The organism is Paenibacillus sp. CMAA1364 (assembly GCF_054373195.1).
The window spans coordinates 1-25795 of sequence record NZ_JBITNB010000026.1; the positions used below are offsets into that span (position 1 = coordinate 1).

Consider the following 25795-nt stretch of genomic DNA (forward strand, 5'->3'; position numbering starts at 1 on the left):
CCTATATATCTATTTTAATAGATTTGGGAGTTTACACAATCTATTTTACACACTCTAGTTGTAGACTGGGAACATACCAAATAGTATTGAGCTGAGTATTGGTATAGCTTTATAAAACTCAATCTCTGATTACTTTATGCTACAAAATACTAGCCTAAGAAAGAATTAATATTTTCCGAATTAATATGTCATATGCCTATTATACCCCGAAGTTTTAACGATAAATAATGTAGAAGATCTTTTATACTAAATTATGAAGAAATATAAAAGTGTCCAAATAAGCCAACATAATTGAACATGTCGAGAAAACTAAAATTATGATTAATATATCATTTCACAATAAATTGGAATAGGTTCTCGTAGGTCAAGATGAAACTAAGGTATATATGAATATGTATTTGAAATGAGAACTTTCACAATCAGGGGTCAGTTGCTGAAGAAGGATTGTGCCTTAAACGGACCCAGGTTTATTGAATGTATGTGTTGAATAGTAAAAATTTAGCTATTTTATAAATTGAGTACTTCGAAGGAGAGTTTTAAGAATGATTAGTTGGAATGTAAGAAAAGCAGATTTAAAAGATGCTGCTGAGCTTCAAAAATGCATGCACTCAGCCTATTCAAAGTATTCGGATAGGATAAATATTAAAGATCTACCTCCAATGAAAGTAAATTATAAAGATGAAATTTCTTCTTTTCCGGTTTGGGTTGTGGAGTTTAATAATCAAATAATCGCTGGATTAGTATTGATGTTTAAAGAGGATTATGCATCACTTGCTAATATTGCTATAGATCCTGAATTTCAAGCTAAAGGGTTAGGGAAGTTTTTGCTAAACTTCGCAGAACAAGAGACTATAAATAAAGGATATTCAGAGATAAAATTGGCCACTCATGTTCTATTCACTGAAAATGTATTATTTTACAACAAACAAGGTTGGGTTCTAGTAGGTCAAGATGAAACTAGGCTATATTTGAAAAAAAAATTGAAATGAAACTTTTCACAAACGGGTGCGATTGCCATCTCTTTCTTATTTGGGTCTGTGCAAAATAACATTTAAAATAGGTGCAAATCAACTCCTAAAGTGACATTCATTTTGCCAAAAAGAGCGATTTTTTTGTGTTGTTTTCGGTTGAAAAGTTGCAAAAATATGCTTAAAGTAGTGCAGAGGACGGAACGATTTCGTAAAAGCGCTAGCGGTCGCCTTGGTCTCCGAATTTCACCCCCTAGCGGTTTCAATTTAGAAATTTGGAGACCACAGCGACTGGAGAAACGATCCGTTCGCGGAGCGTCCTCTCAGATAACTAACTATTCTCTCACAAAAAACAAATGGGGTGCTCCTAGCCATTTTCATGACTTATGGATCAGCCCCATTATTGTATGTTCATGAATTACGTTATTGCTGTAAGTATGCGCCAAGCAACTTCGTTGTGTTAAGAATAGCCTGCTTATGCGTGCGTTCCATAGCATGAGAAGCATGGACACCCGGACCAATCAGTGCCGCACGAATATTGTTTCCACCTCTTAGAGCCGCAGACGCATCTGACCCATAAAAAGGATAGATATCGATGGCATAAGGAATATTCTCTGATTCTGCCAAAGAAATAAGAAGATTGGTCATATCATAATCGTATGGACCAGATGAGTCCTTCGCACAAATAGATACGTCCATTTCCGTGCAACTAAGGTCATCACCAATACAACCCATATCTACGGCAATTAATTCCTCGATATCTTCAGGGATGGAGGATGCACCATGGCCTACCTCTTCATAATTAGAGATCAGAATCTTAAGCGTATTTCGTGGCTTCCAACTCTCGCGCTTCATAGATTCAAGTAGTCCGAATAATGCAGCAACACTGGCTTTATCATCCAGATGACGAGATTTTATATATCCACTATCTGTCAGAACAACTCTGGGGTCAAAAGAAATGAAATCCCCAACCGAAATTCCTAATTTCAGGACGTCTTCTTTGGACTGAACAAGCTCATCAATGCGTACTTCCATATGTTCTTCAAGACGTTTGAAATCACGTGCATCGTTGTAGACATGAACAGATGGATGTGTACTTAGAATGGTTCCTGTGTACTTCTTACCATTTCGTGTATGAATGGTGCAATATTCGTTCTCAATAGCCTGCATCATAAAACCACCAACTAACGTCATTCGAATTGTGCCGTCGGGTCTTATCGCACGCACCATTGCACCTAACGTGTCCACATGAGCACTCAGCCCCACTGTACGGCTATTATCATGACCTTGTATAGTCAGGATGGCACCGCCCTTATGATTGCGTGTTAGAGGAACGTCAAGCGCGCTAGCTTCCTCCTCGATCCATTTCATGATATCTGTCGTAAATCCACTAGGGCTGGGTATTTGTAATAGTGTGTGTAGAAAACTTAGAATATAAGTCTCATTGGGTTGAATGGACAATCGAGTCTTCCTCCTTGTTATTCTCTGTGGTGTGTGTTGGAATCGTCTCGATTGGGATGACATAACCAGTCTCTTTCATGACGATATCCAGTTGATTAGATAGGCGTTTTATTTCTCTTTGTAGTTTATATTGTCTATAAATGCCATAGGAACCAACGATGATTCCTCCAATCAATGTACATCCTAATATCAACAGAATAAGAGGGATGTTGACCTCATTAAAAAAGAAGTTTACACGAACTGGATTCACATTAATGACAGCAAAGAAAGCGGTAAGTAGGGCGAATACAAGCCCAGCGATCAAAGACCATTGCATTTTCATATCGACAACTCCTTTCAAGGGATGGGTTATAATATAAAGTCACCTTTGGAAGCGGTTCTTTAATCACATTATAAAATCCCTTGACCAAATGGACAAGGGATTCTTATAAAACACGCAATTTACTTCGTTAATTGCTCCATTTGTGTAATTAATTCTTCGAATACGCTCATCGCATCACGAATTGGCTGTGGGGAAGACATATCTACGCCAGCTTTACTTAGAATATTAATGGAATAGTCACTTCCACCGCTCTTAAGGAACCCAAGATAACGATCAACAGCGGGTTTACCTTCATCTAAGATTTGCTTGGAGAAGCTTGTTGCAGCCGAGAAGCCTGTTGCATATTTATAAACGTAGAAACTGTTATAGAAGTGTGGAATGCGTGCCCATTCCATCTCAATCTCTTTGTCAACAGCCATATCAGGACCATGGTACTTGAGATTTAATTCATAATAGATATCCGATAGTGCTTGAGGAGTAAGCGATTCACCTTGTTCAGCATACTCATGAATGATTTTCTCAAATTCTGCAAACATAGTCTGTCTGAACACCGTTGTTCGGAATTGGTCCGCATAATAAGTAAGTAAATACATTTTCTCTTTGGGGTCCGTTGATTTATTCAATAAGTAATCCATTAACAAAGCTTCATTCGTCGTGGAAGCAACTTCGGCAAGGAAAATGGTGTATTGTGCATCACGATATTTCAATGCTTGATCAGAATAGTGTGAATGTAATGCGTGACCCATTTCATGGGCTAATGTAAACATACTATTTAGATTATCCTTATGATTTAAGAGGACATAAGGGTGTGTACCATAAGCTCCCCAGCTGTATGCGCCAGTTCTTTTACTTTCATTCTCGTAAATATCAATCCAACCTTGGTCATAACCAGTCTGCAATGCATTTAAATAATCATCGCCTAGAGGTTTTAAACCTTCTTTAATCGTTTTCTTTGCTTCCTCATATGTGATATCCATTTTATATTCATCTACAAGGGGTGCAAAGAGATCATACATGTGCAATTCATCAACGCCAAGTAGCTTCTTGCGAAGTTTCATGTAGCGGTGAAGCAGAGGTAGGCTCTCATGAATGGTATCGATTAGATTGGTATAGACTTCTTTCGAAATATTGTCACCATACAGGGACATCTCAAGGACAGAAGGGTATTTGCGAACGCGTGAATAAAATACATTCTTGTTAACATTTGCACTTAACGTTGCGGCAATCGTATTCTTCTGTTTACCATATGTTTCGTATATCGCTTTGAAAGCTCGACTGCGGACTTCGCGGTCAGGACTCTCAAGAAACTGAATATAACTGCCGTGAGTTAGTTCAACTTCCTTACCGTGCTCGTCTTTCACTTTTGGGAATTTCATGTCGGCATTGTTAATCATACCAAAGATCGTTTGAGGTGCTTGGGACAAGTTGCCTACTTGAGCTAAAAGGGCTTCTTCTGCCTTCGTCAGAACATGCGCCTTCTCGCGCTTCATTTCTTGTAACGTGAACTTGAAGTCTGATAACTCTGAATCTGCGATAAATTGATCTAATGTAGCATCCGGTAGAGATAAGATCTCCGGTGTTACAAATGAGAGGGCCTCATTAGCATCTACACTTAATTTCTTGGCCTTTTGAGTCAGTGCTTGATATGTAGGATTAGTGGTATCTTCATCATGGTGCATGTGAGCATATACGAATAGACGTTCAACCTGATTAGAGATGTCGTCTTCCAATGTGAAGCATTGTTTCACGGATTGAGCAGAATTAAGTTTGCCTTCTAACTTGCTAACTGTGCTGAGTTCCTTCTGAACTTCAGCATATGTCTTATCCCAACTGGATTGATCTGCAAACAAATCTTGTAGGTTCCATTGATGATCACTAGATACTTCCGAGCGTTTCATTAGTTGTTCCATGGGAATCCTCCTTACGTGATTTGAGATTAAAGGCTGGGGTTGTTGAAGTGATGAAGCTTCTGAAATTGAGGGAGTACATAATATACTTATGCCAAGAATGAGCGATACAGTTCTAGTTGATATGATAAGCGATATGCCTCCTTCTGAATATACAATCAGCCCATAGTATATCCAGGAGGACAACATATTAACACGACATCAAGATCTGTTTAAAAACCCATCGTTATAAAGCTAAATAAGATTAATACAAAGGAAGTAAGAATCATGATAATAGCAGTAAGTGCCATCCAGCGCCTAAATGAAGGTGGAACTGAATTTTTACCCATGATTAGGGCGACACCTAGAGCAAAAGCACAAATGATAAAGATTAGTGTACTGTTTGAATCCATTGGAAATTAAACTCCTTTAAAGGCAGCTATGATAGCGCGCCATTCATCTTCATTATCAAGGTACTCTTCTTTGGGGAAACGATTATTAGCCCAGTGCATTAATGCAGGTCGACTAAGAAAGGTCTGAGTTTCTTCACCCCATTGGTCTGAAATTTCACGAAGTACAAGATATTTACCTTGAACCTCTATGGTCATCATATTAAAGTTGTCTTTTTTGTATATTTCATGTTTTTTTATCATAGTCACATTTCTCCGTTTGCTCTTTTGATAAAATGATAACGCACACACGCTTATAAAAGCAAATAAAAACGTAGAATAAAGTTCATGTAGTCTAAAAATGGGGCTGACATTCCTTTGACCGAATCAACGATAGAATGCTACAATAGTAGCTATGAAATAATCAATTTTATAGGGAGCGCTCGTTATGAAGTTTAAGTTATTTAAAGATCGTAAAGGGAAAGCAGATCAGGCTAAAAACAATAAATTCGTAAAGCTTGCCCGTGAAATCTATGTACAAGCTCGCAAAGGTGGGTCTAATCCGGATGCTAATTTCGGTCTAAAGACGGCAATCGCCAATGCAAGGCAGATTAGTATGCCTGTAGATAACATTGAACGTGCGATTAAGAAGGCATCCGGTAATAATGACAATGTAGATTATGATGAAATATATTATGAGGGTTATGGTCCTGGTGGTGTGGCTATTATGGTGAAATGTCTAACAGATAACCGTAATCGCACAGCTGCGGATGTAAGATCTATATTTAATAAGCTAGGTGGGAACATGGGCGAGTCTGGATGTGTTGCCTATATGTTTGATCAAAAGGGATTGCTGGTCATAGATCGTGAGAAATATGAAGATTTAGATGAAGATACATTGATGCTTCAAGCGATCGAGGCTGGCGCAGAGGATGTTATTACGAACGATGATAGTTACGAGGTGATCACTCATCCACATGAATTCGAAGCGATCAAAAAGCAACTGGAAGAAAAACTTGATTTTAGTAGCTCTGAAGTCAGATGGATTCCTCAGAACACGGTAGATGTTGAGGGTGAGAATGCTGAGAAACTGTTGCGTATGATGGATTCCTTTGAAGATAATGATGATGTTCAAGATGTTTATACTAATTTTGAGATTAGTGATGATGAAATGGAACGGATGGGTCACTAATAGGTTGATGACAATGCTCAATGCACTGGCTCTTGATTCAATCATGAGCCAGTGCATTTTGATGTTATACTAACATAAGGATATTTGTGATAACGAATGTATTCAACCGTAGATTAAATTAGACAACATTCGTTTTATTTTTAGAAAATCCGAAAGAATGTGACATCATTTATTTGTACTATATGGGGGTACATATTATAATAACAGTAATTTGGTTAGGATGATAAGAAGAGAGCATTGTGGAGGCACCGTCATTGAGCAAACTTAAGCAAAACCTTTCTCAAGTTCCAGGTCACCCCGTTCGTCTGATGTCCATGGTATATAAGCATATTCTTCCAGCGGTTCGTACAGAACTAGCAAGTTGGCGTCAACGTGCACTTGCAATACCAGATCAAGAATTACGGAATCAGGCACTTGACAGTATGGATACGAAACAATTCCATTGTCAAGGTGGTGCTGTATATGCAGCCATTGATTCGCCTTATAGAAATATATTAATACGTTTAATTGTTTCTTATCAGACGATTAGTGACTATCTAGATAATTTATGTGACCGAAGTACGTCTATGGATCCAGAGGATTTCAGATTACTTCATCAGTCTATGCTAGATGCCGTTGATCCTACTGCACAATTATGTGATTATTATGCTATGCACCAAGAGGTTGATGATGGTGGTTATCTTTTAGAATTAGTGAAAAGTTGTCAGAGTTGTATTGTAATGCTTCCTAGTTATGATGTAGCACAGCCATACATAAGAGATCTGGTAAGTCTGTATATTGATTTGCAGGTATACAAGCATATTGCTCCAGATCGCAGAGAAGAAGCTCTTCTGAACTGGTGGTCATTGCATAAACACAAAGCCCCACAATTAGAATGGCAAGAATTTGCTGCAGCAACGGGTTCGACGTTAGGTGTATTTATGTTGTTTCTTGCGGCATCTAGTGATGAAATGTCTGAAGAAGAAGCTGTATCTATTCATAACTCGTACTTTCCGCATATATGCTGTTTGCACATTTTGTTGGACTATTTGATTGATCAGGAAGAAGATCGTATTGGTGGAGATCTTAACTTTTGCAATTATTACACCGATTCTAAAGATATGTTGCAACGAATCACAATGTTTGTTGATGCTGCTAGAAAAGATACAATGAGGATACCATCACCAAGCTTTCATAGAATGATCATTGAGGGACTATTGGCTATATATTTATCCGATCCCAAAGTTAGTGAGCAACAAGAAGTCGTTAAGGCTTCGAAGCAATTAATGAGAGGAAGTCCACTAACACGGATCTTCTTTTTCATAAATAGTCGTTGGATTCGTAAGTACCTGTATAAGTGAAAAATAGGAGGAGAGATATCATGTCAGTCAAAAAAATAGCAATACTAACAAGTGGTGGAGATTCTCAAGGTATGAATGCAGCAGTTCGAGCAGTAGTGCGCAGTGGTTTGTATTATGGATTGGAAGTGTACGGTATTCAAAGAGGGTACCAAGGACTTCTAAATGATGATATATTCTCAATGGATTTACGAAGTGTTGGAGATATCATTCAACGTGGTGGAACCGTGCTTCAATCTGCTCGTTGTATAGAGTTCAAAACGTTAGAAGGTCAACAAAAAGGTGCAGAAATATTAAGAAAGCACGGCATTGATAGTCTAGTCGTTATTGGTGGTGACGGATCATATCATGGTGCTAATAAACTAAGTAAGTTAGGTATTAATACAATGGCATTACCAGGTACGATTGATAATGACATTTCCTATACAGATTTCACCATCGGGTTTGATACCGCTGTAAGTATTGTGGTGGATGCGATTAACAAGCTTAGAGATACGATGTCATCACACGAGCGTTCATCCATTGTAGAAGTAATGGGTAGACACTGTGGAGATATTGCATTACATGCAGGACTAGCATCAGGTGCAGAGACTATTATTGTCCCCGAGGTGAATTTTGATATGAATGAAATAGCTGATCGCATGGAGCAGAACTTCGTGCATGGCAAACGTCATAGTATCGTAGTTGTTGCTGAAGGCGCAGGCACTGGAGAAGATGTAGCGAAGCAATTAACGAATCGTTGTCCAACACTAGAGCCGCGCGTAACTGTATTAGGACACATTCAGCGTGGTGGTACACCGACACCAGCAGACCGAAATCTTGCGAGTCGACTTGGTGATTTCGCTGTAAGAATGCTAATTAAGGGTGAATCAGATAAAGCCTGCGGTATCATTAAGAATGAGTTGGTTCTAACGGATATTGATACAGTTGTGAATAGTAAAAAAGAATTCAATATGGAATTGTATGAATTAGCAGCGCGTCTATCACAATAATAATGGTACACGAAAATAGGGGTTGTCTTAACGGCTATTGTAGAATAGCTGATGAGACAACCCCTTTTGTTCATATATTTATTTAGCTTCTATCATCCGCTGGATACGCAGTAGACGGATAAGTAATAACAAGGCTCCAATGGCTAATCCAGCTATTAATCCAATCCAATACCCATCTGCTCCCAATGAAGTAAAGTGGGCAAGAGCATATCCACCAGGAAGTCCAATCACCCAAAAGGAAATAAATACAATAACAAATGAAGCATTCACATCTTTGTATCCTCGAAGTACGCCTTGAGTTGGTGTAGCAATGGCATCCGATATCTGAAAGAAAATAGCATACATAAGGAAATGTTGAATAAGTTCAATAATTGCGATTTCATTTGAATAGAGCAGTGCTATTTGTCTGCTTGCAAATATAAGAAAAATAGCGGTAAGTAGAGACAAGGCAACGGCAAAGCTGATCCCAAGACCAGCGTATTGCTTCGCATCTTTATTTCGACCAGCACCTCTTTCAAATCCGACTAGTATTGTTAGACTCATACAAATACTTAATGGGATCATATATAACGTTGTAGCAAAATTAAGAGCAGCCTGATGTGCGGCAATTGTGGCTGTACTGAATGGTGTCATTAACAATGTCACGGCGGCGAATACAGCCGTTTCTAAGAAGATAGAGAACCCAATTGGAATACCTATGGTTAGTATGGACTTAAAGCTCGATAAAGAGATCTTGTGATATTTACGGAATATCCCTAGAACGGCCAATGATGGCTTATGTTGAATGAAATAAACCGCGATGAAGAAAATGCACCAGTAGGTTATTCCGGAAGCGATCCCTGCTCCAGCACCACCTAAGCGTGGGAAACCCCATTTACCGAATATTAATAAATAATTAAGGCTAATATTGATAGGTAGTGCAATAAGCGTGATGATCATCGAGATACGTGTTTCACCAAGCGCATCAATAAGACTACGTAGAACGGTGTAGCCGAATAAAGGGAGTATCCCTATGGATATTCCGAGTAAGAATTGATGAGCTATTTGCTGTACACTGTTCTCCAAGCTCATAAGATCCAATATAGGAGTGATGGTAAAGGCTCCTATTAGGATGACTAGTAGTGCGAGAATGATGGAGAGCCAAAGTGCTTGCACAACATGATATGAAATTGTATGTTTATGATTATTTCCTATCAACTGGGATACAATAGGGGTAAGTCCGATTAGAATCCCTGTGATCCCCACTTGAATAGGGACCCAGAGACTTGAACCAACAGCAACACCAGCTAGATCGATAGAACTTGATTTGCCTGACATATTCGTATCAAAAAAAGTAATAGCCGATAATGATATTTGAGTAATAAGAATAGGAAGTAATATCGCTATAAACTGTTTGAACTTACCTCGTAAGGTGGTGGATTGTTTCATGTTTACCTTCTTTTCAACCTATAGTAAAAGTTATTTATAAACGACACCTTTACTATAACGATTATTAGCATTCCATAGAAGATACTCATCCACACCCATATCTTTCAGGGCCCGTATCTGTTCTTCTACCTCTTTCTTGCCGTACTTTGTATAGTGTCCACTACCAAGCCAACTTGCAGTGAAATCTTGAATCCAAGGACGTATAATCGGTTTGCGATCGACTAGTGATTCTAATTTCTTATGCGTATCTACCATAGAACCTTTGATGACGTTATACGGCTCTTTGTCGGGATTGGTCGCTCCATACCATCCAGTGGAGTAATGACTTGGGTATACCATAGGTGCTATAACATCTACATTGTCAGAAATTTTGACCATATCTTGTCCAATGCCTTCAGCTGCTGGAACAGATGCGGCATATCCAAAGATATCGACAGATATACGTATTCCAAGTGGAGCTAGTTCCTTGCGTGCATATTGTACAAAGTCAGATACAACATCTACTCTTGAGGAGTCGCTCTTGATATATTTCAAGATGTCAGCTCGCTTATCAAAACCTTCTGGGAAACGAACATAATCAAATTGGATTTCTTTGAAGCCAAGCTTAGCGGCTTCTTTGGCAATTTCAATATTGTAATCCCAGACTTCCTTGCTGTATGGATTGACGAAGCCATCCCCATTCCCATTTTTCCAGAGCGTTCCATCCTTGTTAACAAAAGATAGTTCGGGTTGCTTCATAGCAAGGAATGTATCTTTGAAGACAACGATACGTGCAATAGGGTACACCTTATGTTTTTCTAACCTTTCCATAAGTAAATGAATATCTTTAATGTATGGCTTGAGGTTTCCATCTTTTTGAAGAGCTGGATTTTCTGTTTTGTATGTGATGTAGCCAGCGTCGTCCTTAATATCAATAACCATACCATTCAGTTCTGATGAGTCCGTAAGATCAAGAAGTTCTGTCATTCGAGAGCCGCCTGCACTATGTGCTGTCACATATATGCCTTTAACAATAGGGGCATCTGGCTGTGGATCAACTTTTATAGATGGATCATTAGGTTGATTGCCAGTAGCTGTTTCGCTATCTTGCTGTAATGCGTTAATAGATGAATGAATAGCTGTATTCAAAATGCTTAATGTGCTGTTGTCGTCAACCTGACCTCCCGTACTACTTCCTAAAGCGATTAGTAATAATGCCCAGATGATATTCATGTTTTTCTCTCCCTTGAGGTACAATGTGTATTTATTATATATAAACAATATTAAGTTGATATAACAGCTTTGTAACATATTGACGTATTTTGAGTTCGATCAATCCAGATTATTTTTATGTGTCTACACATAAAAATACCGTCATCTCCGCCCATAAGGAGGAGACGACGGCATGATAATCATAGTTGCTTATTATTAATGAATACGTGCTGAATTCTGATGTTCACAAATACTGACTTGGATAATCTCCATCGCATCAAGTGGTTCAAGAATGTTAAAGCCATCTCTAAGCATGATCAGTAGATCGAGTTCATCTTGTTTAAGGAATGGCATCATATTAGGATACCAACGCATAACGATGTGGGACAGTTTAACGGATTCCATATCCATAAATATCACCCTTCCTCTTTCGAATTCTTCACCCGTACAATGACTACAGTAGCGAATTAGAAAAGTCTTCAGTGCCTTAGCATTCAGGAAGATAGTCTATATTATGGTGAATCAATGATGAACTGCTTATGATTAACTATATCATATAATGAAGGAGAAGACACGGATTCAAATGTGGAATTATCTTCTACGAAATGAACCCATGACACCAACCGTCTCAACAATATTTACAAATGCAAGTGGGTCCGTTTGTTTAATAATACTTTTTAGTTCAGCTAGTTCATAGCGTGTTGTGACTGTCATGAGCATATCCTTTGGTACGTGTGAATAAGCGCCTTCTGTCTTGATCTTGGTAACCCCCCGTTGAATGACGAGTAATTTAGAGAGTAACTCTTCCGTTTGGTTCGTAATAATATATACGGTTACTTTGATATGACTGATATGAATAACATCCAATACTTTCCCCGTTATATAAATAGATGCCATAGAAGCCAGAGCAATATTCCAATTCTCATTAAAGTACCCTGCAAGCAGAATAACCACGGCATTCATACCTACTAGGATAGTGCCGACAGGAAAATCGTGATAGCGTGTAATGATGGATCCAATAATATCAAATCCTCCGGATGAACCGCCAACACGAAACGATATACCGGCACCTATTCCTACCAATACGCCTCCGAACACACTAGCAATCAATATATCCGTGGCAACCTGATTGACGGGGATAACCGCAATGAACCATGTTGTGGCAACAACGGAAAGGATACTGTAGCTAATGAACTTTTTGCCAAGCTTAAACCAACCGATAATCAATAATGGAATATTAATGAGGAGATACATGGTACTGACGCCGAAATCACTGAAATAACTGATGAGCAATGATACGCCAGAAACACCTCCACTGAGTAGTTGATGTGGAACCAGAAATAGGTTGAATCCGCATGCAATAATAGCTGCACCCAGAATAACTACAAATGACGACCAACATTTATTTAACACGAAATAAAACCACCTTTAACGTTGTTCTAATCACAAAAAAATATAAACTTACCACTTTAGTAGTAATAGCCACTCTGTTTGTGATATAATGTATTGGATGTTCTTGAGTAGGGTTGTACAATAGTGTTATTTTCGGTTTTTCGGCAAAATAATAACCCATTAGTCATATAGAATTACAAATATCACGACTAGTGAATGAACCTTATGTTGAAGCAATATTTTGTGGCATGTATGGCTATCCTATAACTGTATGCCGCTACTTAAGAATACAGACAAGAATGTGGAATGTCCACTTTAGAAGATGTGGAATGTCCACTCTATAGAAGGAGTATGAAATTATTTGAAAACATTTGCAGAATTTAACTTGGAGCCCCAAATCCTCCAAGCAATCACGGACCTTGGATTTGAAGAATCTACACCCATTCAAGACCAAGCTATTCCACTCGCTATGGCAGGTAGAGATTTAATTGGTCAAGCACAAACAGGTACGGGTAAAACAGCAGCTTTCGGTATTCCATTGATTGCTAAGATCAGTAAATCCGAAGAGAGAATTATGGCTCTAATCATGGCGCCTACACGGGAGTTAGCGATTCAAGTATCAGAAGAAATTGGTAAACTTGCTCGCTTCAAAGGTATTCGTTCATTAGCTATTTACGGTGGTCAAGATATAAGCCGTCAGATTCGTTCTCTTAAGAATAAGCCACAGATTATTATTGGTACACCTGGACGTCTATTGGATCATATCAATCGTAAAACAATTCGCTTGAATGATGTTCAGACTGTAGTACTTGATGAAGCAGATGAAATGTTGGATATGGGTTTCATGGACGATATTCAATCTATTCTAAAGCTAGTTCCAGCAGAACGCCAAACGCTTTTGTTCTCTGCTACTATGCCTGCGAACATTCAGAAGCTTGCTCAACAGTTCTTAAACAACCCGGAGCACATCTCTGTTATTCCTAAGCAAATGGATAGTGGACCTCTAATCGCTCAGTCTTACATTGAACTTCCAGAACGTCAGAAATTCGAAGCACTTAGTCGTATTATTGACATGGATTCTCCTGAACTTGCGATTGTATTTGGTCGTACCAAGCGTCGTGTTGATGAATTGTCTGAAGCGTTGCAAAAACGTGGCTATTCAGCTGACGGATTGCATGGTGATTTGTCTCAGAATCAACGTGATGCAGTTATGCGTAAATTCCGTGACGGAAGTATAGATGTACTTGTTGCAACAGACGTTGCAGCCCGCGGATTAGATGTGTCAGGTGTTACACATGTTATTAACTTCGATCTTCCTCAAGATCCTGAGAGCTATGTACACCGTATTGGTCGTACAGGTCGTGCGGGTAAAGAAGGAAGTGCATTGTCTTTCGTTACGCCACGTGAAATGGATCATTTCCACTTTATAGAGCGTGTGACACGTCACCGTATTGCTCGTAAACCGCTTCCTACAATGGCTGAGGCTGTTGAAGGTAAACAACGTGTTACAGCAGAAAGATTGCTTGAGACGTTAGAGAATGGCGATTTGAACGAATATAAAGGTATGGCTATTCAATTGTTGGAGCAATATGATTCCGTTCAATTGCTTACAGCAGCTATGAAGTTGCTTACTGGTGAGAAGAAGGATTCAGACATTCACTTGACTCCAGAAGATCCAATGCGTGCGAAACGTCGTAAGCCAGATATTCGTAATGGCCGCAAGCCATCAACAGGTAGTTATGGATCTCGTAGTGGCGGTTCAAGCGCTGGTAGCAGCAATAATCGTCGTGATAGCAATGGTGGAGGTAGTCGTGGTGGTTACGCTGGTAAGAGTAGCTACAATAAAGACGGTGGAGCTTCTCGTGATTCTGCAACACGTACGAGTAGACCTCGTCCTAGCAGTAGTAGCACAAGTAGCAGTCGCCCAGCTAAGCGTCCTGACAGTTCATTCGAATAAGAAATATCAGCTCATCTCATGAGTTACCAAAGGCGGAGTGTAATTACACTCCGCCTTTACTCATGTTAATTTCGTTATAATGAATAATTAAATAATGAAGGCACGTGTGATAATAACTAATAATATGAACAATACAAGGATTGCACTAGTTGAAGTAAATCCTCCCATTCCTACAGGCATTGACATTGTAAAAGACCTCCTTTAATTTGTGAATTACTTAGATTACCTTATACACTATGCTATATCTTAAAGCGTGTTTAGACACCTACCTAGAAGCTTGAAAATAGGCACTGGCTTTGTCAGTGTGAAATGCGTTATATTATTATGTACAGGCTTAATGACAGAGGAGGAGTACTATTGGAATTCAAAGGTGCAATGGGGGGGCTCTACAGATTAACAGAATGGATTACACGGATAGCTTACAGTAACGTATTATGGCTAATCTGTTCATTACCATTTGTATTTGTATTGATGCTTAAGTATTTACTGTTACAAACACCAGATGCAGTAGACGAACAATTGTTATTGAATTGGGTTTTGGGTATTTTGGCACCATTCTTATTATTCCCAGCTATCTCGGCATTATTTACAGTCGTTCGTAAATGGGTTATGGGTGATGTAGATGTTCCAGTATTTCGAACCTTTTTCACGGGATATAAGGAAAATTACAAACAAAGTATGATTGGTGGAATATTCTACACATTATTATTTGTTATTATGTGGGTTGATTTTAAAGTATATATGACCATGAGTAACCTACAACTAGTAGGTGGTGTTATGCTTTTATTACTCCTTATTTTATTCGTATCCATGTTTAACTTCTTCTCGATGGTGGTACATTATCATTTAGGTATCTTTAAGATTATTAAGAATGCTATCCTTCTAACTGTAATTCGACCATTTCGAATGATATCAACGGTGTTAGGTTGCGGAGTGTTGTTGTATGCTGCCTCGCTATATCCGGTGATTATTTTCTTCTTTGTTGTTACATTAATTGCATTTTGGTCATTCTTTAACTTCTATAGTTCTTATCTTAAAATGCAGGAACAGGCAGAGCGGTTGAGGCTTCTTGAAGAAGAGAAACAGGAAGAAAATACCGTTAAATAGTCTCTTTATTTCAGTTTACTTTTAAAGTGTTTAAGCTTATAATAAAAACACATCCTGCGATGTACGCCACGGCTGATCGTTATTTTGAACCAATGATGATGTCTAGGGAGATTAATAAGGAACGTAGCTGAAACGCCCTGTCTATATGACATGGGGACTTCAAAAGCATTTCTGAAATCACCCACCTGCTACTGCAGGTTCAGAAGACTATTTGGTCGGACGGCATAAGCGGGATTCTCTTTTTATAATGAATGTAATTTATCAATATCTGTATTCCCATATCGTTATTATAACGATATGGGAATGCTTTTTTTTGTTCACTAATATGATAAATTAGGCTCGTACCTCTTTTGTTCTGAACAGTTCAATGTTACACTAATAGGTATGTGTTGATGGATAATATAAAGGGGGAACGATCTTGTCCTTAAAGAGAGTTTTAACGGGGATCGTACGGAGTCAAGAAGGAACGGGCGATCGAGTCAAAGATCCGAAAATGAAAACGCGTTATTATAATCTATCGAAAGATAAAACTTGGGAGGAAGTCACTTCCACGCTAAAGAAAATTCCAGGATATAAAGTTTTACATGAAGTACCCACTGTTGGGGAGATTATTCTAGAAAAGAGAAGTGCTATGGGGCGCACAGTGGATATTACCGTATCTGTTTTATCTATCAGCCCAGTCCGTAGTGCAGTAGACATATATTCGGCTTCAAGAGGTTCATTCGGAGATTTAGGAGCTAATTATCGTTATATTATTCATTTATTATCAATTATTGATAAGAAATTAGCTAAATATAAAGTAACGTCTTAAAAAATGAATCATTTATATTTCCATTCATTACGGACAAGGCTGTATTCAAAAAGCGAGAGAAAGATAATCTCTTTCTCTCGCTTTTTTTAGTTTGACTTATATTAAGTTTTTAACTGCAGCTATAGCATTTTCATAATTAGGATGTTCGGTCATTTCTTTCAAGTATTCCACGTATGCGATGGTGTCATTCTTGTCAATAACAAAGATGGAGCGCATATCTAATCTTAATTCCTTGATCAATACACCGTAAGCTTCACCGAATGATGCTGTTTTGTAGTCTGAAAGTGTCACGACACTGTCGACACCTGCTGCACCACACCAACGTTCTTGGGCGAAGGGTAGATCCATACTGATGGTTAATATAACAACGTCTTGTCCGAGTTGATCTGCCTCTACATTGAAACGTCGAGTCTGTGCGTCACATACTCCTGTATCAAGAGATGGCACGACACTGATTAACTTGATTTTACCTGCGTAATCCTTTAATGATACATTTTCTAGTAAGTTCTTACTTACCGTGAAGTCAGGGGCTTGGTCACCTGCTTTTAATTCTGGACCTACCAATGTAATGGGGTTACCTTTAAGAGTAGCTATACCTGTACGATCTTGTGGCATTATGACATTCCTCCTTGAATAATTGGTTTAAGTACGAACTTCAAGTCTAAGTATAATGCAGTTGAACGTTTATTTCCAATTGTGAAGTATAAATGAGTATAACGAAAGGATGGCTAAGATGATATTCATACGATATGAGAATTGGAAGAGTTATATTAAATTCTACCCTGTGACAACTCTTTTATTATTAGCTAATATTATTATGTTCTTAGTATTATCATTAAATGGTGGATCAACGAATATCGAAACATTGTATCGATTTGGTGGACTAGTCAATGGTGGAGAAAGCTGGAGATATGTCGCAGCCATGTTTCTTCATTATGGATTTGATCATTTATTGTTTAATTGCTTCGCACTATTGGTCTTTGCGCCACCACTTGAACGTCTTATGGGTTGGTGGAGATATTCAATGTTGTATCTATTAAGTGGTGTGTTGGCTAATATTCTTTCCACAGCATACAATACCCAGATTGGTGAGAATATTATCTCAGTTGGGGCTTCTGGTGCCATTTACGGGGTATATGGAGCTTTCCTCTATATCGCGTTACTTCAACGTAAAATAATTGATGAAGCTTCTCGTAAGACTTTGTATGCTATGCTAGGGATTGGTATGATTTACTCATTTGTTATTCCGAATGTAAACCTGATAGCTCACGTTGGTGGCGTTCTAGGCGGATTCTTTGTATATGGACTGATCATTAGACTTATAAAAAGACGATAAGACAACAAAATTATATACTTTAGATTGGAGCGATCACTTACGTGGAACTGAGGCAGTTGCACTATTTCATGAAAGTTGCACAGAAAGAGCATGTAACGCAAGCGGCTGAAGAACTTCATGTAGCACAGTCTGCGGTGAGTAGGCAGATTCATCAACTGGAACAAGAATTAGGTGTAGATTTATTCATGCAAAAGGGGAGGAATCTTCAATTAACTCCTGTCGGTCACTTGTTCTGTAAAAGAGTGGAAGTTCTAATGAAGGATCTCGAAAAGGCAGTTGCAGAAGTGCATGAGTTTCTAGATCCTGAACGTGGTGAAATACGTCTTGGATTTCCGCATAGTCTAGGTATTAATCTGATTCCAAGCGTTGTGGCTGAATTCAGAAAGAGATATCCCAATGTGAGATTTCGCTTTAAGCAAGGGATGTATCCTTCCCTGATTAAGGATGTAATCTCAGCAGAAGTCGATCTAGCATTTATTTCACCATTCCCAGAGGAGCACGATTTTGTGAAGGGGGATGTTCTTTTAACGGAAGAATTATTTGCCATCCTACCATCTAATCATGCGTTGGCTGATCAAGAATCAATTACATTAAATCAATTAAAAGAAGATAAATTTATCTTATTTAGTAAAGGATATTCACTTCGTCCTATTGTCATTGAAGCCTGTCATAAAGCTGGATTCTCGCCTGAGATTGCTTTTGAGGGAGAAGAGACGGACACCATTCGTGGATTAGTTGGTGCGGGTATGGGCGTGAGTCTTTTACCTGAAATGGCCTTCTTCAATAGTAATCCACTTCAACCGGCACGAGTTAGAGTAACTGAACCGACAATAACACGTACGATTGGACTCATCCATAGATCAGATGAGAAGTTGCCGTTAGTTGCACAAGCATTCCGGAACTTCTTGCTTGAATATTTTAACTGCATCCCAGAAGAGAACAAGAACCCCCCAATTAGTTAATTGGAGGGTTCTTGTTCTCTTCTGGTCTAGTCGCGATTACTATTGAAGATCATAACATAACGAATTAGCTCAAGAATAGATATTAATGCAGCAGCTACGTAAGTGAGTGCGGCAGCGTTAAGAACTTTGGCTACACCTCGTTCTTCATCGTTCGAAATAAAACCTTGTTCAATCATCACAGTACGAGCACGACTACTAGCATTGAATTCAACAGGTAATGTAACGAGTTGAAATGCTACAGCCGCAGAGAAGAAGATAATTCCTAGTCCGATCAGATTAGTTGCTGCGAACAAGAATCCCGCAATTAATAAGAAAGGTGCTATCCGCGAAGCGAAATTAACAACTGGGAACATCCGATGGCGCAGAACAAGCATAGGATAGTGCTCTTTGTGTTGTATGGCATGACCAATCTCATGGCAGGCAACAGACACAGCAGAGATGGAATTCTCGTAATATACGGGTTCTGACAAACGCACGACCTTGTGGATAGGATCATAATGATCTGTTAATGTGCCTTTCACAGGTTCGATGGGGATATGTTGTAGATCATTAGCATCCAGCATACGTCTAGCGGCTTCATAGCCTGTTAAACCGTTATGAATGGGTACCTTAGCCCATTTATTGAAAGTTCCTTTAACACGCGATTGTGCCCACAATGAGAATAAGAATGCGACAATAATTAGAATGAACATGGAATTAGAATTCATTGATTAACCTCCTGAATGATGGTGTTACTTTATGAGGGGACTAGATGAAGTTACATCAATGGTCCATGATCGAGTAATATCTTCAGAGCTTCCATACATGCCGCTCCCTGCGGTAGCAATTGTGTTAGCACGCGTTTAACTTGCACGGGTTTCATTTGTTCAATGAGAGGGCTAAGTTCTCTGACTTCTTTCTCTAATTGTAGCAAATGTAGCTCTAGGTAAGTTAGCTTCTCTGATACTTGTGTTTCCTCGCTAATCATATGCCATTTATCTAACTTTTCTTTGATTTCCTCTAAAGTATATTTCTCTTTCTTTAAATCAATAATACGTACCAACCGATCAGAGGTTTCATTACTGTAAAGACGATAGTTCTTCTGTGTTCGTCTTTCGGGTGTAATCAAACCTAATTTGGTATAGTAATCGATTGTTCTTTCGCTGATCCCTGCCAATTTAGCTAATTCTCCAATACGGTACAATATAATATCTCCGATGTTCAATCACCTCAATCATATGCTTATTTAAAATATGATACTTGAAGAACAACCATACAGTCAAACGTTTCACTTTCAAGCAGGTAAATGGTGGCTCATAACATTTTTTTATCGAAAGCTTATGTAATTTGAATTATCCCATTTCACTGGATTTGCTTATAATGGCACTAGATACAATAAAGAATGTCATTATATATGACGCAAAGGGGATGGAGAGAATGAAGAAGAAGTGGCTTAGTATTGGCATTGGTATAATCTTATTGTTGATTTTTCCGATAAGTGTATTGGCAGATGGCGTGGCAACCAATGCAGAGTTACAATCTGGAATTAACTCGGTGTTCGTCTACTTAGCGATTATGCTCGTATTCTTCATGCAAGCAGGTTTTGTGCTACTCGAAGCAGGATCTGTTCGTATGAAAAATGCGGGTCATGTTGCAGGAAAGACTGTACTTACTTTGGGAATTTCAGTGATCGTCTTTTGGGCAGTTGGTTTTGGTATAGGATTTGGTAATGGGAATGGCATGATAGGTCTCACAGGATTTTTCTTGAGCGGTGATCGTATGGCTGGATCATTTGATTCCTTAGCCAGTTCGGATATTCCCTTAACGATTAAGTTCTTATTCCAAATGTCATTTGCCGCAATTGCATTGGCTATTGCTTCTGGAGGAATGGCTGAACGTGCGAAATTAAGTGTATACATTATATTTGGGACGTTGTTCATGATCATCATCTATCCGATTGTTGCTCATTGGGTCTGGGGAGGTGGTTGGTTGGCAAAGTTAGGTATGCAAGATTATGCAGGATCAACGGTTGTTCACTTAACTGGGGCTACAGCAGCCTTTGTAGCAACATATCTATTAAAACCACGTTTAGGTAAATATAATAAGGATGGCAAACCCAATGTGATTCCAGGACACAATCAAGTCTATACCGTGCTCGGTGTCATTATCTTGTTAATAGGTTGGTTTGGATTTAATCCAGGAAGTACTTTAACAGGTCTGGGTGGATTCTTCGGATATGTATCATTAACTACGAATATTGCAGCAGCGGGTGGTGGATTAGCTGCATTAGCTATTACTTGGATAAAGTTAGGTAAAGGGGATATTCCAAGTATGTTGAATGGTGTGCTCGCTGCGTTAGTAGCAATCACTGGCTCATGTGCTTTTGTTGAACCATGGGCTGCCATTGTGATAGGTGCAATTGCAGGTGTAATAGCATTCATAGCTGGACAATGGTTAGAGCGTGCAGGATTAGATGATCCCATCTACGCCGTATCTGTTCATGGTATAGCAGGTGTCTGGGGAGCGATATCTACAGGGTTATTCGCTACACCAGAACTTGTGAATTTGATCGGTATAGGTCAAGCCGGGTTGTTCTATGGTGGTGGATTCTATCAATTAGGGGTACAGATTCTAGGTGTTGTTGGTACATTTGGATTTGTATTGGTTATCTCACTCATTATTCTGGGTACTATGAAGGTAGTTATGGGACTTCGGGTTACGGAAGAAGAAGAGATGATGGGATTAGACATTAGTGAGCATGGTACGTACGGCTATCCTGAACAAATGAAGCTGTTGGCGGATATCGATGGAATTAGATGATATTATAAATACGAGTACATGGGCAGAACTAAGAGAGAACAGGATTGCTACGCAGCAAGAGTTATTACAATTAAAACGTATGATTCCTATTTTTGAATGGATATCACTTGTCAATCATATGCATGATTTGATATTCAGAAGAGCAGTTGAACTTTGTGAACAAGAGATGGTGGAGGAGGGTCGCGGCCTTCCTCCTGTTCGATATTCATTTGTTGTGTTTGGAAGCGCTGGACGATTGGAGTCTACCATGTGGAGTGATCAAGATAATGGACTTATCATTAGTGATGAGTTAAATGAAGGTAAGGAGCTTTATTTTGAACAATTTTCAATAATATTGTGTAATAGACTAGCCTATTTAGGTTATGAGAAATGTCTGGGTAAAGTGATGTGCGAAGAGCCCAGGTGGCGTCAAACACTAGCTAGTTGGAAATCAACTTTATCTGAGTGGAGAAATGAGTTGAGTTGGGAGCCGATTCGTTATTTAATCACAGCCATGGATATGCGTCATATTTCAGGAGATGAAGATTTAACGGATGAACTTAACGATGCTTTCTATAGCTCTTTTGACAACAATGCAGCACTTCAATATGCAGTATTACGTAATACCGTTAGACACAAGGCAACCCTAAATATACTAGGTCAAGTTGTTACGGAACGATTTGGAGAGCATACAGGTGAATTCGATGTTAAATATGGTGTTTATATTCCGTTGGTTAACTTTATAAGATGTATGGCCATACGCTCCGGTGTGAAAGAGACGATGACACAAAGAAGGTTAGAACAATTAATTAGGTTAAACCCGAATAATCATTCGCTTGTGAATTGTCAACACGCTTTTGAGACTGCAGTCCAATTGAGGGTGTCAACTTCCTGCACACAAACAGAAGGATTATTCTCAGGTAGCCATTATATTTCACAGGAAGCGTTAAAAAGAAAGATGGTTTCAGAAGAACTTCGTGCCGCATTAGGTGTTGTTAGAAAGACTCATAGGGATTTACAACGCTTATTAAGGTACGCTGGGTGGCGAAGGATATGAAAGATGTTGTAAAAGATAGCGATGGCTTCTGGAGTATACTACGGCAAGGTGGATTGACCTCTGCTATAGCTTCTGTCATGGGAGACCCTACGGCTCATAAAATGGCCTTTATTCGCTCGTTAATGAAGGAGCAGCGACAACCCGGGATACTAAACATTCCTTTATCTAAGCTTGAGACGGTAGTATTCGATCTGGAGACTACAGGATTTAGCCATCAACATGGAGATGAAATTCTATCTTTTGGTGCTGTGAGAATGACAGGGCTTGAAATGAGAAAAGAAGAAATGTTCTATTCATTGGTTGATTGTGGTAAACAACTCTCAAGTCGTATTACTGAATTGACGGGGATTACCCAGGAAATGATGGAGACAGCACCGCCACTGATGACGGTATTGCATGAATTCATGTCTTTTGTAGGGGGAAGGGTCTTAGTAGCCCACGGTAGCGGACATGATAAATCCTTTTTGAATGCCGCTTTATGGAGAACATCAAAGACTCAATTGGGTCATCGTGTCGTTGACACAATGATGATAGCCAGATGGCTTGAACCAAATCGATCAAGCTACGGTCTTGATGAATTATTAATAGATCAACACATTCCTATTAAGGGGAGACACCATGCATTAGAAGATGCTTACATGACAGCCGAGTTGTGGGCATCTTATCTTTCTATTATATCCAAACGTCGGGTAGATACATTAAGTGATCTTTATGCCTATCTAAGTCGTTCATAGATTGAGGATTCATGCTGTAAGTTATTGCAGAAAGAGGGTAGAATAAGAAGTAATCACTTTTTAGAAAAGGAAGTCAACATTCATGAGACGTAACATCATGGTCGGGATTGTCGCATTAATTCTGGTCGCAATCGTTATACAACAGAATACAGGTCCGAGGGTTGAGACTGTTTTTCAAATGGATGAATCACTACCTACAAAGTCTGGTCCTAAGGCAGGTCTTTTAGCACCTTCCTTCACAGCTACTGGATTAGATGGCAAGGAATACCATGTGGGTGGCAAGCAAGACAAAGCCATTATTGTGAATTTCTGGGCTTCTTGGTGTGATCCATGTAAACTGGAGGCACCTGATTTAGTGAGAATAGCTGACCAATATGCAGAAGATCTTATTATCTATGGTGTGAACGTAACAAGCTTCGATAACATGAAGAATGCTAAGAAATTCGTTCTGGATTATCATCTGCAATTCCCAGTATTATTAGATCCTGAGGCAACGATATTTGATCAGTACGAAGGAATGGCCTTTCCAACGAATGTGTTAATTGATAGGCACGGTGTGATACAGGAGATTATTCTGGGAACCGTCTCAGCGAAAGAATTGGAAGACAAAGTTAAACGATTAATTAGATCTTCTCATAACAGTAATAATTTATAGCAAAAGAGTGATGCTCCCAATAATGGAGAATCACTCTTTTGCGTTGTTGGACTTTTATATGATGATTAAGCTACTCACTAATGATTGATTAGACCTTGTTGTTCTGGATGATGTGGGATGGTATCACCCTGTTCTGACTGTCCTAGGAGTGCATAACGAATACTATCGACTAAAGCTTCCCAACTCGCTTCAATGACATTACCAGATACACCGACCGTATTCCATGTGCTATCCATATTCTTCGACTCAATAAGAACCCGAACCCTAGCGGCAGTAGCATCCTTCTCGTCTAGTACACGAACTTTGTAGTCTGATAGATGCATTTCTTGTAGTTCTGGAAAGAATTGTACCAGTGCTTTTCGTAAGGCATTATCAAGTGCATTTACGGGGCCATTTCCTTCGGCAGCCGTATACAGACTTTGACCATTAATCTTTAATTTTACAAACGCTTCAGAAACAACTGGTTTCCCAGCAATCTTCTCCACAAGCATTTTGAAAGATTCAAAAGTGAATAATTCAGATATTTGTCCGTTCGCTTCACGCAACAAGAGCTCCAACGAAGCATCCGCTGCTTCGAATTGATAACCTTGGTGCTCTAGGTCCTTGATTTTATCGATCACTTTACGAGATTGTGTATGCGTAGGGTCGAATTCAATGCCCATTTCCTGTGCTTTGGACAGAATATTGCTTTGACCTGCTAGTTCAGAGACAAGAATTCGTTGCTTATTACCAACAAGTTCTGGTGAGATATGCTCGTATGTACGTGAATCTCTTAATATGGCAGAGACATGAATTCCACCTTTATGAGCAAAAGAAGCATTACCTACATAAGGTTGATTCGTAGGTAAATGGACGTTAGCAATCTCACTAACATAGCGAGCTGTATTCGATAGTTGTTTCAAAGATTCTGCTTCGATACATGTATATCCCATCTTGAGTTGAAGCGTAGGGATGATTGAACATAAGTTAGCATTACCGCATCGTTCTCCATATCCATTTATAGTGCCTTGGACTTGTCTTGCTCCAGCTTGGATTGCGCTTAATGTATTAGCGACAGCCAATTCACAGTCGTTATGCGTATGAATTCCTAAGTTGGCTTGTGGTAAATATGTAGCAACGGCGGTAACAATACTGTAGATTTCGTGTGGTAAAGTTCCACCATTTGTATCACACATGGTTAACCAGTCTGCTCCGGCTTCCAGTGCTTTTTGAAGGACAGATATAGCATACTCTGGGTTGTTCTTATATCCATCGAAGAAATGTTCGGCATCAAAGATGACTTCGAGTCCATTAGTCTTCAACAATAAGATAGAATCGTAAATCATAGCTAAATTCTCTTCCAATGTTGTTTGAAGCGCAGTACTAACGTGGAAATCCCATGACTTACCAACCAAGGTTGCCGCTTGTGCACCAGACTCGATAATCAATTGAAGATTACGATCTTGGGATGCTTCGGTATTCTTACGTCTTGTACTTCCGAATGCAGTGATTTTTGCGCGAAGTCCGAGTTGCTGTACTCTTTTGAAGAATTCAATGTCCTTATTATTGCTTCCCGGAATGCCACCTTCAATATAATGAACACCAAGCTCATCTAGCTTTTTGGCAATTTTTAATTTGTCATCGGCCGACAAACTGACTCCTTCACCTTGTGTACCGTCTCTTAACGTTGTATCAAATATAGAAATAGATGCAGACATGGTAGCCCTCCTTTGGAAGTCTGTATTAAGGTTTTTATAGTTCATAATTATAACACTTCTACGCGTGAATGTAACAAAGAATCGAATTTTCTTTATTAGACAGATATCTTGACCTATAAGAAAGAGGGGGGTATGCTGACACT

At 39.1% G+C, this 25795-nt stretch carries 27 protein-coding genes and 1 other RNA gene; 14 read left to right on the forward strand and 14 right to left on the reverse strand.

All coding sequences use genetic code 11. The features are described from left to right. Window positions 1–542: 542 nt before the first annotated feature. Window positions 543–989, forward strand: coding sequence for a GNAT family N-acetyltransferase (locus ACH8E3_RS13600; RefSeq protein WP_458633183.1), 447 nt, complete (start codon window positions 543–545; stop codon window positions 987–989). 402 nt (window positions 990–1391) lie between these two features. Here the strand turns inward: ACH8E3_RS13600 and ACH8E3_RS13605 are convergent, their stop codons facing one another. The 5 genes from ACH8E3_RS13605 to ACH8E3_RS13625 form a co-directional block, all read right to left on the reverse strand. Further along, a complete protein-coding gene (locus tag ACH8E3_RS13605; protein ID WP_458633184.1) occupies window positions 1392–2429 on the reverse strand; it encodes a M42 family metallopeptidase in 1038 nt (345 codons plus the stop codon). Further along, window positions 2410–2751, reverse strand: a complete 342-nt coding sequence (locus tag ACH8E3_RS13610; RefSeq protein WP_458633185.1) for a LapA family protein — start codon at window positions 2749–2751, stop codon at window positions 2410–2412. The genes ACH8E3_RS13605 and ACH8E3_RS13610 overlap by 20 nt, the downstream gene beginning before the upstream one ends. 119 nt (window positions 2752–2870) lie before the next feature. After that, window positions 2871–4661 (reverse strand): oligoendopeptidase F, encoded by a 1791-nt coding sequence (gene pepF, locus ACH8E3_RS13615; protein ID WP_458633186.1) that lies wholly within the window; start codon window positions 4659–4661, stop codon window positions 2871–2873. A gap of 209 nt (window positions 4662–4870) precedes the next feature. Next, window positions 4871–5050, reverse strand: coding sequence for a hypothetical protein (locus ACH8E3_RS13620; RefSeq protein WP_458633187.1), 180 nt, complete (start codon window positions 5048–5050; stop codon window positions 4871–4873). 6 nt (window positions 5051–5056) lie between these two features. Further along, window positions 5057–5290: a hypothetical protein gene (locus ACH8E3_RS13625; RefSeq protein ID WP_458633188.1), complete on the reverse strand. Its 234-nt coding sequence runs from the start codon at window positions 5288–5290 to the stop codon at window positions 5057–5059. Between the two features lie 184 nt (window positions 5291–5474). On the opposite strand from ACH8E3_RS13625, the gene ACH8E3_RS13630 reads away from it, so the two are divergent. From ACH8E3_RS13630 to pfkA, 3 genes are all read left to right on the forward strand, one after another. Beyond that, on the forward strand, window positions 5475–6218 hold the full coding sequence (locus tag ACH8E3_RS13630) for a YebC/PmpR family DNA-binding transcriptional regulator (RefSeq protein WP_458633189.1): 744 nt from the start codon (window positions 5475–5477) through the stop codon (window positions 6216–6218). Between the two features lie 254 nt (window positions 6219–6472). Continuing rightward, entirely contained in the window at window positions 6473–7558 is a 1086-nt protein-coding gene (locus ACH8E3_RS13635) for a tetraprenyl-beta-curcumene synthase family protein (RefSeq protein ID WP_458633190.1), read from the forward strand. 17 nt (window positions 7559–7575) lie between these two features. After that, the gene (gene pfkA, locus ACH8E3_RS13640) at window positions 7576–8547 is read left to right on the forward strand and encodes a 6-phosphofructokinase (protein ID WP_458633228.1); all 972 of its coding nucleotides are present in this window, start codon (window positions 7576–7578) and stop codon (window positions 8545–8547) included. 78 nt (window positions 8548–8625) lie between these two features. Here the strand turns inward: pfkA and ACH8E3_RS13645 are convergent, their stop codons facing one another. From ACH8E3_RS13645 to ACH8E3_RS13660, 4 genes are all read right to left on the reverse strand, one after another. Beyond that, window positions 8626–9975 carry an MATE family efflux transporter gene (locus tag ACH8E3_RS13645; protein ID WP_458633191.1) on the reverse strand — a complete coding sequence of 450 codons (1350 nt, stop codon included), beginning with the start codon at window positions 9973–9975 and terminating at the stop codon, window positions 8626–8628. A gap of 30 nt (window positions 9976–10005) precedes the next feature. Then, the gene (locus ACH8E3_RS13650) at window positions 10006–11187 is read right to left on the reverse strand and encodes a putative glycoside hydrolase (protein WP_458633192.1); all 1182 of its coding nucleotides are present in this window, start codon (window positions 11185–11187) and stop codon (window positions 10006–10008) included. A gap of 195 nt (window positions 11188–11382) precedes the next feature. Then, the gene (locus tag ACH8E3_RS13655; protein WP_458633193.1) at window positions 11383–11577 is read right to left on the reverse strand and encodes a hypothetical protein; all 195 of its coding nucleotides are present in this window, start codon (window positions 11575–11577) and stop codon (window positions 11383–11385) included. Window positions 11578–11757: 180 nt separating this feature from the next. Then, window positions 11758–12579, reverse strand: coding sequence for a YitT family protein (locus ACH8E3_RS13660; protein WP_458633194.1), 822 nt, complete (start codon window positions 12577–12579; stop codon window positions 11758–11760). Between the two features lie 340 nt (window positions 12580–12919). Between ACH8E3_RS13660 and ACH8E3_RS13665 the strand changes: the two genes are divergently transcribed. Then, window positions 12920–14515 (forward strand): DEAD/DEAH box helicase, encoded by a 1596-nt coding sequence (locus ACH8E3_RS13665; protein ID WP_458633195.1) that lies wholly within the window; start codon window positions 12920–12922, stop codon window positions 14513–14515. 87 nt (window positions 14516–14602) lie between these two features. Here ACH8E3_RS13665 and ACH8E3_RS13670 read toward each other — a convergent pair whose 3' ends face one another. After that, complete coding sequence (locus ACH8E3_RS13670; protein WP_458633196.1) at window positions 14603–14701, reverse strand: YjcZ family sporulation protein; 99 nt, start codon at window positions 14699–14701, stop codon at window positions 14603–14605. Window positions 14702–14872: 171 nt separating this feature from the next. Here ACH8E3_RS13670 and ACH8E3_RS13675 point away from each other — a divergent pair, with 171 nt between their 5' ends. From ACH8E3_RS13675 to ACH8E3_RS13685, 3 genes are all read left to right on the forward strand, one after another. Beyond that, window positions 14873–15622: a YesL family protein gene (locus ACH8E3_RS13675; RefSeq protein WP_458633197.1), complete on the forward strand. Its 750-nt coding sequence runs from the start codon at window positions 14873–14875 to the stop codon at window positions 15620–15622. Window positions 15623–15670: 48 nt separating this feature from the next. After that, window positions 15671–15861, forward strand: a non-coding RNA gene (gene ssrS / locus ACH8E3_RS13680) — 6S RNA. 179 nt (window positions 15862–16040) lie between these two features. Beyond that, window positions 16041–16433: a DUF1499 domain-containing protein gene (locus tag ACH8E3_RS13685; protein ID WP_458633198.1), complete on the forward strand. Its 393-nt coding sequence runs from the start codon at window positions 16041–16043 to the stop codon at window positions 16431–16433. A gap of 96 nt (window positions 16434–16529) precedes the next feature. On the opposite strand, the gene tpx is transcribed toward ACH8E3_RS13685, so the two are convergent. After that, window positions 16530–17048 carry a thiol peroxidase gene (gene tpx / locus ACH8E3_RS13690; protein ID WP_458633199.1) on the reverse strand — a complete coding sequence of 173 codons (519 nt, stop codon included), beginning with the start codon at window positions 17046–17048 and terminating at the stop codon, window positions 16530–16532. Between the two features lie 118 nt (window positions 17049–17166). Between tpx and ACH8E3_RS13695 the strand changes: the two genes are divergently transcribed. Continuing rightward, window positions 17167–17769, forward strand: coding sequence for a rhomboid family intramembrane serine protease (locus tag ACH8E3_RS13695; RefSeq protein WP_458633200.1), 603 nt, complete (start codon window positions 17167–17169; stop codon window positions 17767–17769). Window positions 17770–17810: 41 nt separating this feature from the next. Next, the gene (locus tag ACH8E3_RS13700) at window positions 17811–18731 is read left to right on the forward strand and encodes a LysR family transcriptional regulator (RefSeq protein WP_458633201.1); all 921 of its coding nucleotides are present in this window, start codon (window positions 17811–17813) and stop codon (window positions 18729–18731) included. A gap of 26 nt (window positions 18732–18757) precedes the next feature. Here the strand turns inward: ACH8E3_RS13700 and ACH8E3_RS13705 are convergent, their stop codons facing one another. Together ACH8E3_RS13705 and ACH8E3_RS13710 are read right to left on the reverse strand one after the other, a co-directional pair. Continuing rightward, window positions 18758–19438 carry a zinc metallopeptidase gene (locus tag ACH8E3_RS13705; protein WP_458633202.1) on the reverse strand — a complete coding sequence of 227 codons (681 nt, stop codon included), beginning with the start codon at window positions 19436–19438 and terminating at the stop codon, window positions 18758–18760. A gap of 50 nt (window positions 19439–19488) precedes the next feature. Further along, window positions 19489–19920, reverse strand: a complete 432-nt coding sequence (locus ACH8E3_RS13710; RefSeq protein ID WP_458633229.1) for a MerR family transcriptional regulator — start codon at window positions 19918–19920, stop codon at window positions 19489–19491. A gap of 227 nt (window positions 19921–20147) precedes the next feature. Here ACH8E3_RS13710 and ACH8E3_RS13715 point away from each other — a divergent pair, with 227 nt between their 5' ends. The 4 genes from ACH8E3_RS13715 to ACH8E3_RS13730 all read left to right on the forward strand — a co-directional run bounded on the left by ACH8E3_RS13715 (window position 20148) and on the right by ACH8E3_RS13730 (window position 23955). Further along, window positions 20148–21530 (forward strand): ammonium transporter, encoded by a 1383-nt coding sequence (locus tag ACH8E3_RS13715; RefSeq protein WP_458633203.1) that lies wholly within the window; start codon window positions 20148–20150, stop codon window positions 21528–21530. Next, on the forward strand, window positions 21517–22566 hold the full coding sequence (locus ACH8E3_RS13720; protein WP_458633204.1) for a DUF294 nucleotidyltransferase-like domain-containing protein: 1050 nt from the start codon (window positions 21517–21519) through the stop codon (window positions 22564–22566). The genes ACH8E3_RS13715 and ACH8E3_RS13720 overlap by 14 nt, the downstream gene beginning before the upstream one ends. After that, the gene (locus ACH8E3_RS13725; protein WP_458633205.1) at window positions 22563–23300 is read left to right on the forward strand and encodes an exonuclease domain-containing protein; all 738 of its coding nucleotides are present in this window, start codon (window positions 22563–22565) and stop codon (window positions 23298–23300) included. The genes ACH8E3_RS13720 and ACH8E3_RS13725 overlap by 4 nt, the downstream gene beginning before the upstream one ends. 82 nt (window positions 23301–23382) lie before the next feature. Continuing rightward, a complete protein-coding gene (locus tag ACH8E3_RS13730) occupies window positions 23383–23955 on the forward strand; it encodes a TlpA family protein disulfide reductase (RefSeq protein WP_458633206.1) in 573 nt (190 codons plus the stop codon). A gap of 77 nt (window positions 23956–24032) precedes the next feature. Here ACH8E3_RS13730 and cimA read toward each other — a convergent pair whose 3' ends face one another. Further along, complete coding sequence (cimA, locus tag ACH8E3_RS13735) at window positions 24033–25652, reverse strand: citramalate synthase (protein ID WP_458633207.1); 1620 nt, start codon at window positions 25650–25652, stop codon at window positions 24033–24035. Between the last annotated feature and the right edge of the window lie 143 nt (window positions 25653–25795).

Bases quoted from the DNA above. Each gene is read 5' to 3' on its own strand.
- ACH8E3_RS13715 (WP_458633203.1), top strand. From the start codon at position 20,148: ATGAAGAAGAAGTGGCTTAGTATTGGCATTGGTATAATCTTATTGTTG.
- ACH8E3_RS13625 (WP_458633188.1), bottom strand. From the start codon at position 5,290: ATGATAAAAAAACATGAAATATACAAAAAAGACAACTTTAATATGATG.
- ACH8E3_RS13695 (WP_458633200.1), top strand. From the start codon at position 17,167: ATGATATTCATACGATATGAGAATTGGAAGAGTTATATTAAATTCTAC.
- ACH8E3_RS13655 (WP_458633193.1), bottom strand. From the start codon at position 11,577: ATGGATATGGAATCCGTTAAACTGTCCCACATCGTTATGCGTTGGTAT.
- ACH8E3_RS13720 (WP_458633204.1), top strand. From the start codon at position 21,517: ATGGAATTAGATGATATTATAAATACGAGTACATGGGCAGAACTAAGA.
- cimA (WP_458633207.1), bottom strand. From the start codon at position 25,652: ATGTCTGCATCTATTTCTATATTTGATACAACGTTAAGAGACGGTACA.
- ACH8E3_RS13645 (WP_458633191.1), bottom strand. From the start codon at position 9,975: ATGAAACAATCCACCACCTTACGAGGTAAGTTCAAACAGTTTATAGCG.
- ACH8E3_RS13705 (WP_458633202.1), bottom strand. From the start codon at position 19,438: ATGAATTCTAATTCCATGTTCATTCTAATTATTGTCGCATTCTTATTC.
- ACH8E3_RS13650 (WP_458633192.1), bottom strand. From the start codon at position 11,187: ATGAATATCATCTGGGCATTATTACTAATCGCTTTAGGAAGTAGTACG.
- ACH8E3_RS13630 (WP_458633189.1), top strand. From the start codon at position 5,475: ATGAAGTTTAAGTTATTTAAAGATCGTAAAGGGAAAGCAGATCAGGCT.
- tpx (WP_458633199.1), bottom strand. From the start codon at position 17,048: ATGCCACAAGATCGTACAGGTATAGCTACTCTTAAAGGTAACCCCATT.
- ACH8E3_RS13610 (WP_458633185.1), bottom strand. From the start codon at position 2,751: ATGAAAATGCAATGGTCTTTGATCGCTGGGCTTGTATTCGCCCTACTT.
- ACH8E3_RS13620 (WP_458633187.1), bottom strand. From the start codon at position 5,050: ATGGATTCAAACAGTACACTAATCTTTATCATTTGTGCTTTTGCTCTA.
- ACH8E3_RS13600 (WP_458633183.1), top strand. From the start codon at position 543: ATGATTAGTTGGAATGTAAGAAAAGCAGATTTAAAAGATGCTGCTGAG.
- ACH8E3_RS13670 (WP_458633196.1), bottom strand. From the start codon at position 14,701: ATGTCAATGCCTGTAGGAATGGGAGGATTTACTTCAACTAGTGCAATC.
- pepF (WP_458633186.1), bottom strand. From the start codon at position 4,661: ATGGAACAACTAATGAAACGCTCGGAAGTATCTAGTGATCATCAATGG.
- ACH8E3_RS13725 (WP_458633205.1), top strand. From the start codon at position 22,563: ATGAAAGATGTTGTAAAAGATAGCGATGGCTTCTGGAGTATACTACGG.
- ACH8E3_RS13730 (WP_458633206.1), top strand. From the start codon at position 23,383: ATGAGACGTAACATCATGGTCGGGATTGTCGCATTAATTCTGGTCGCA.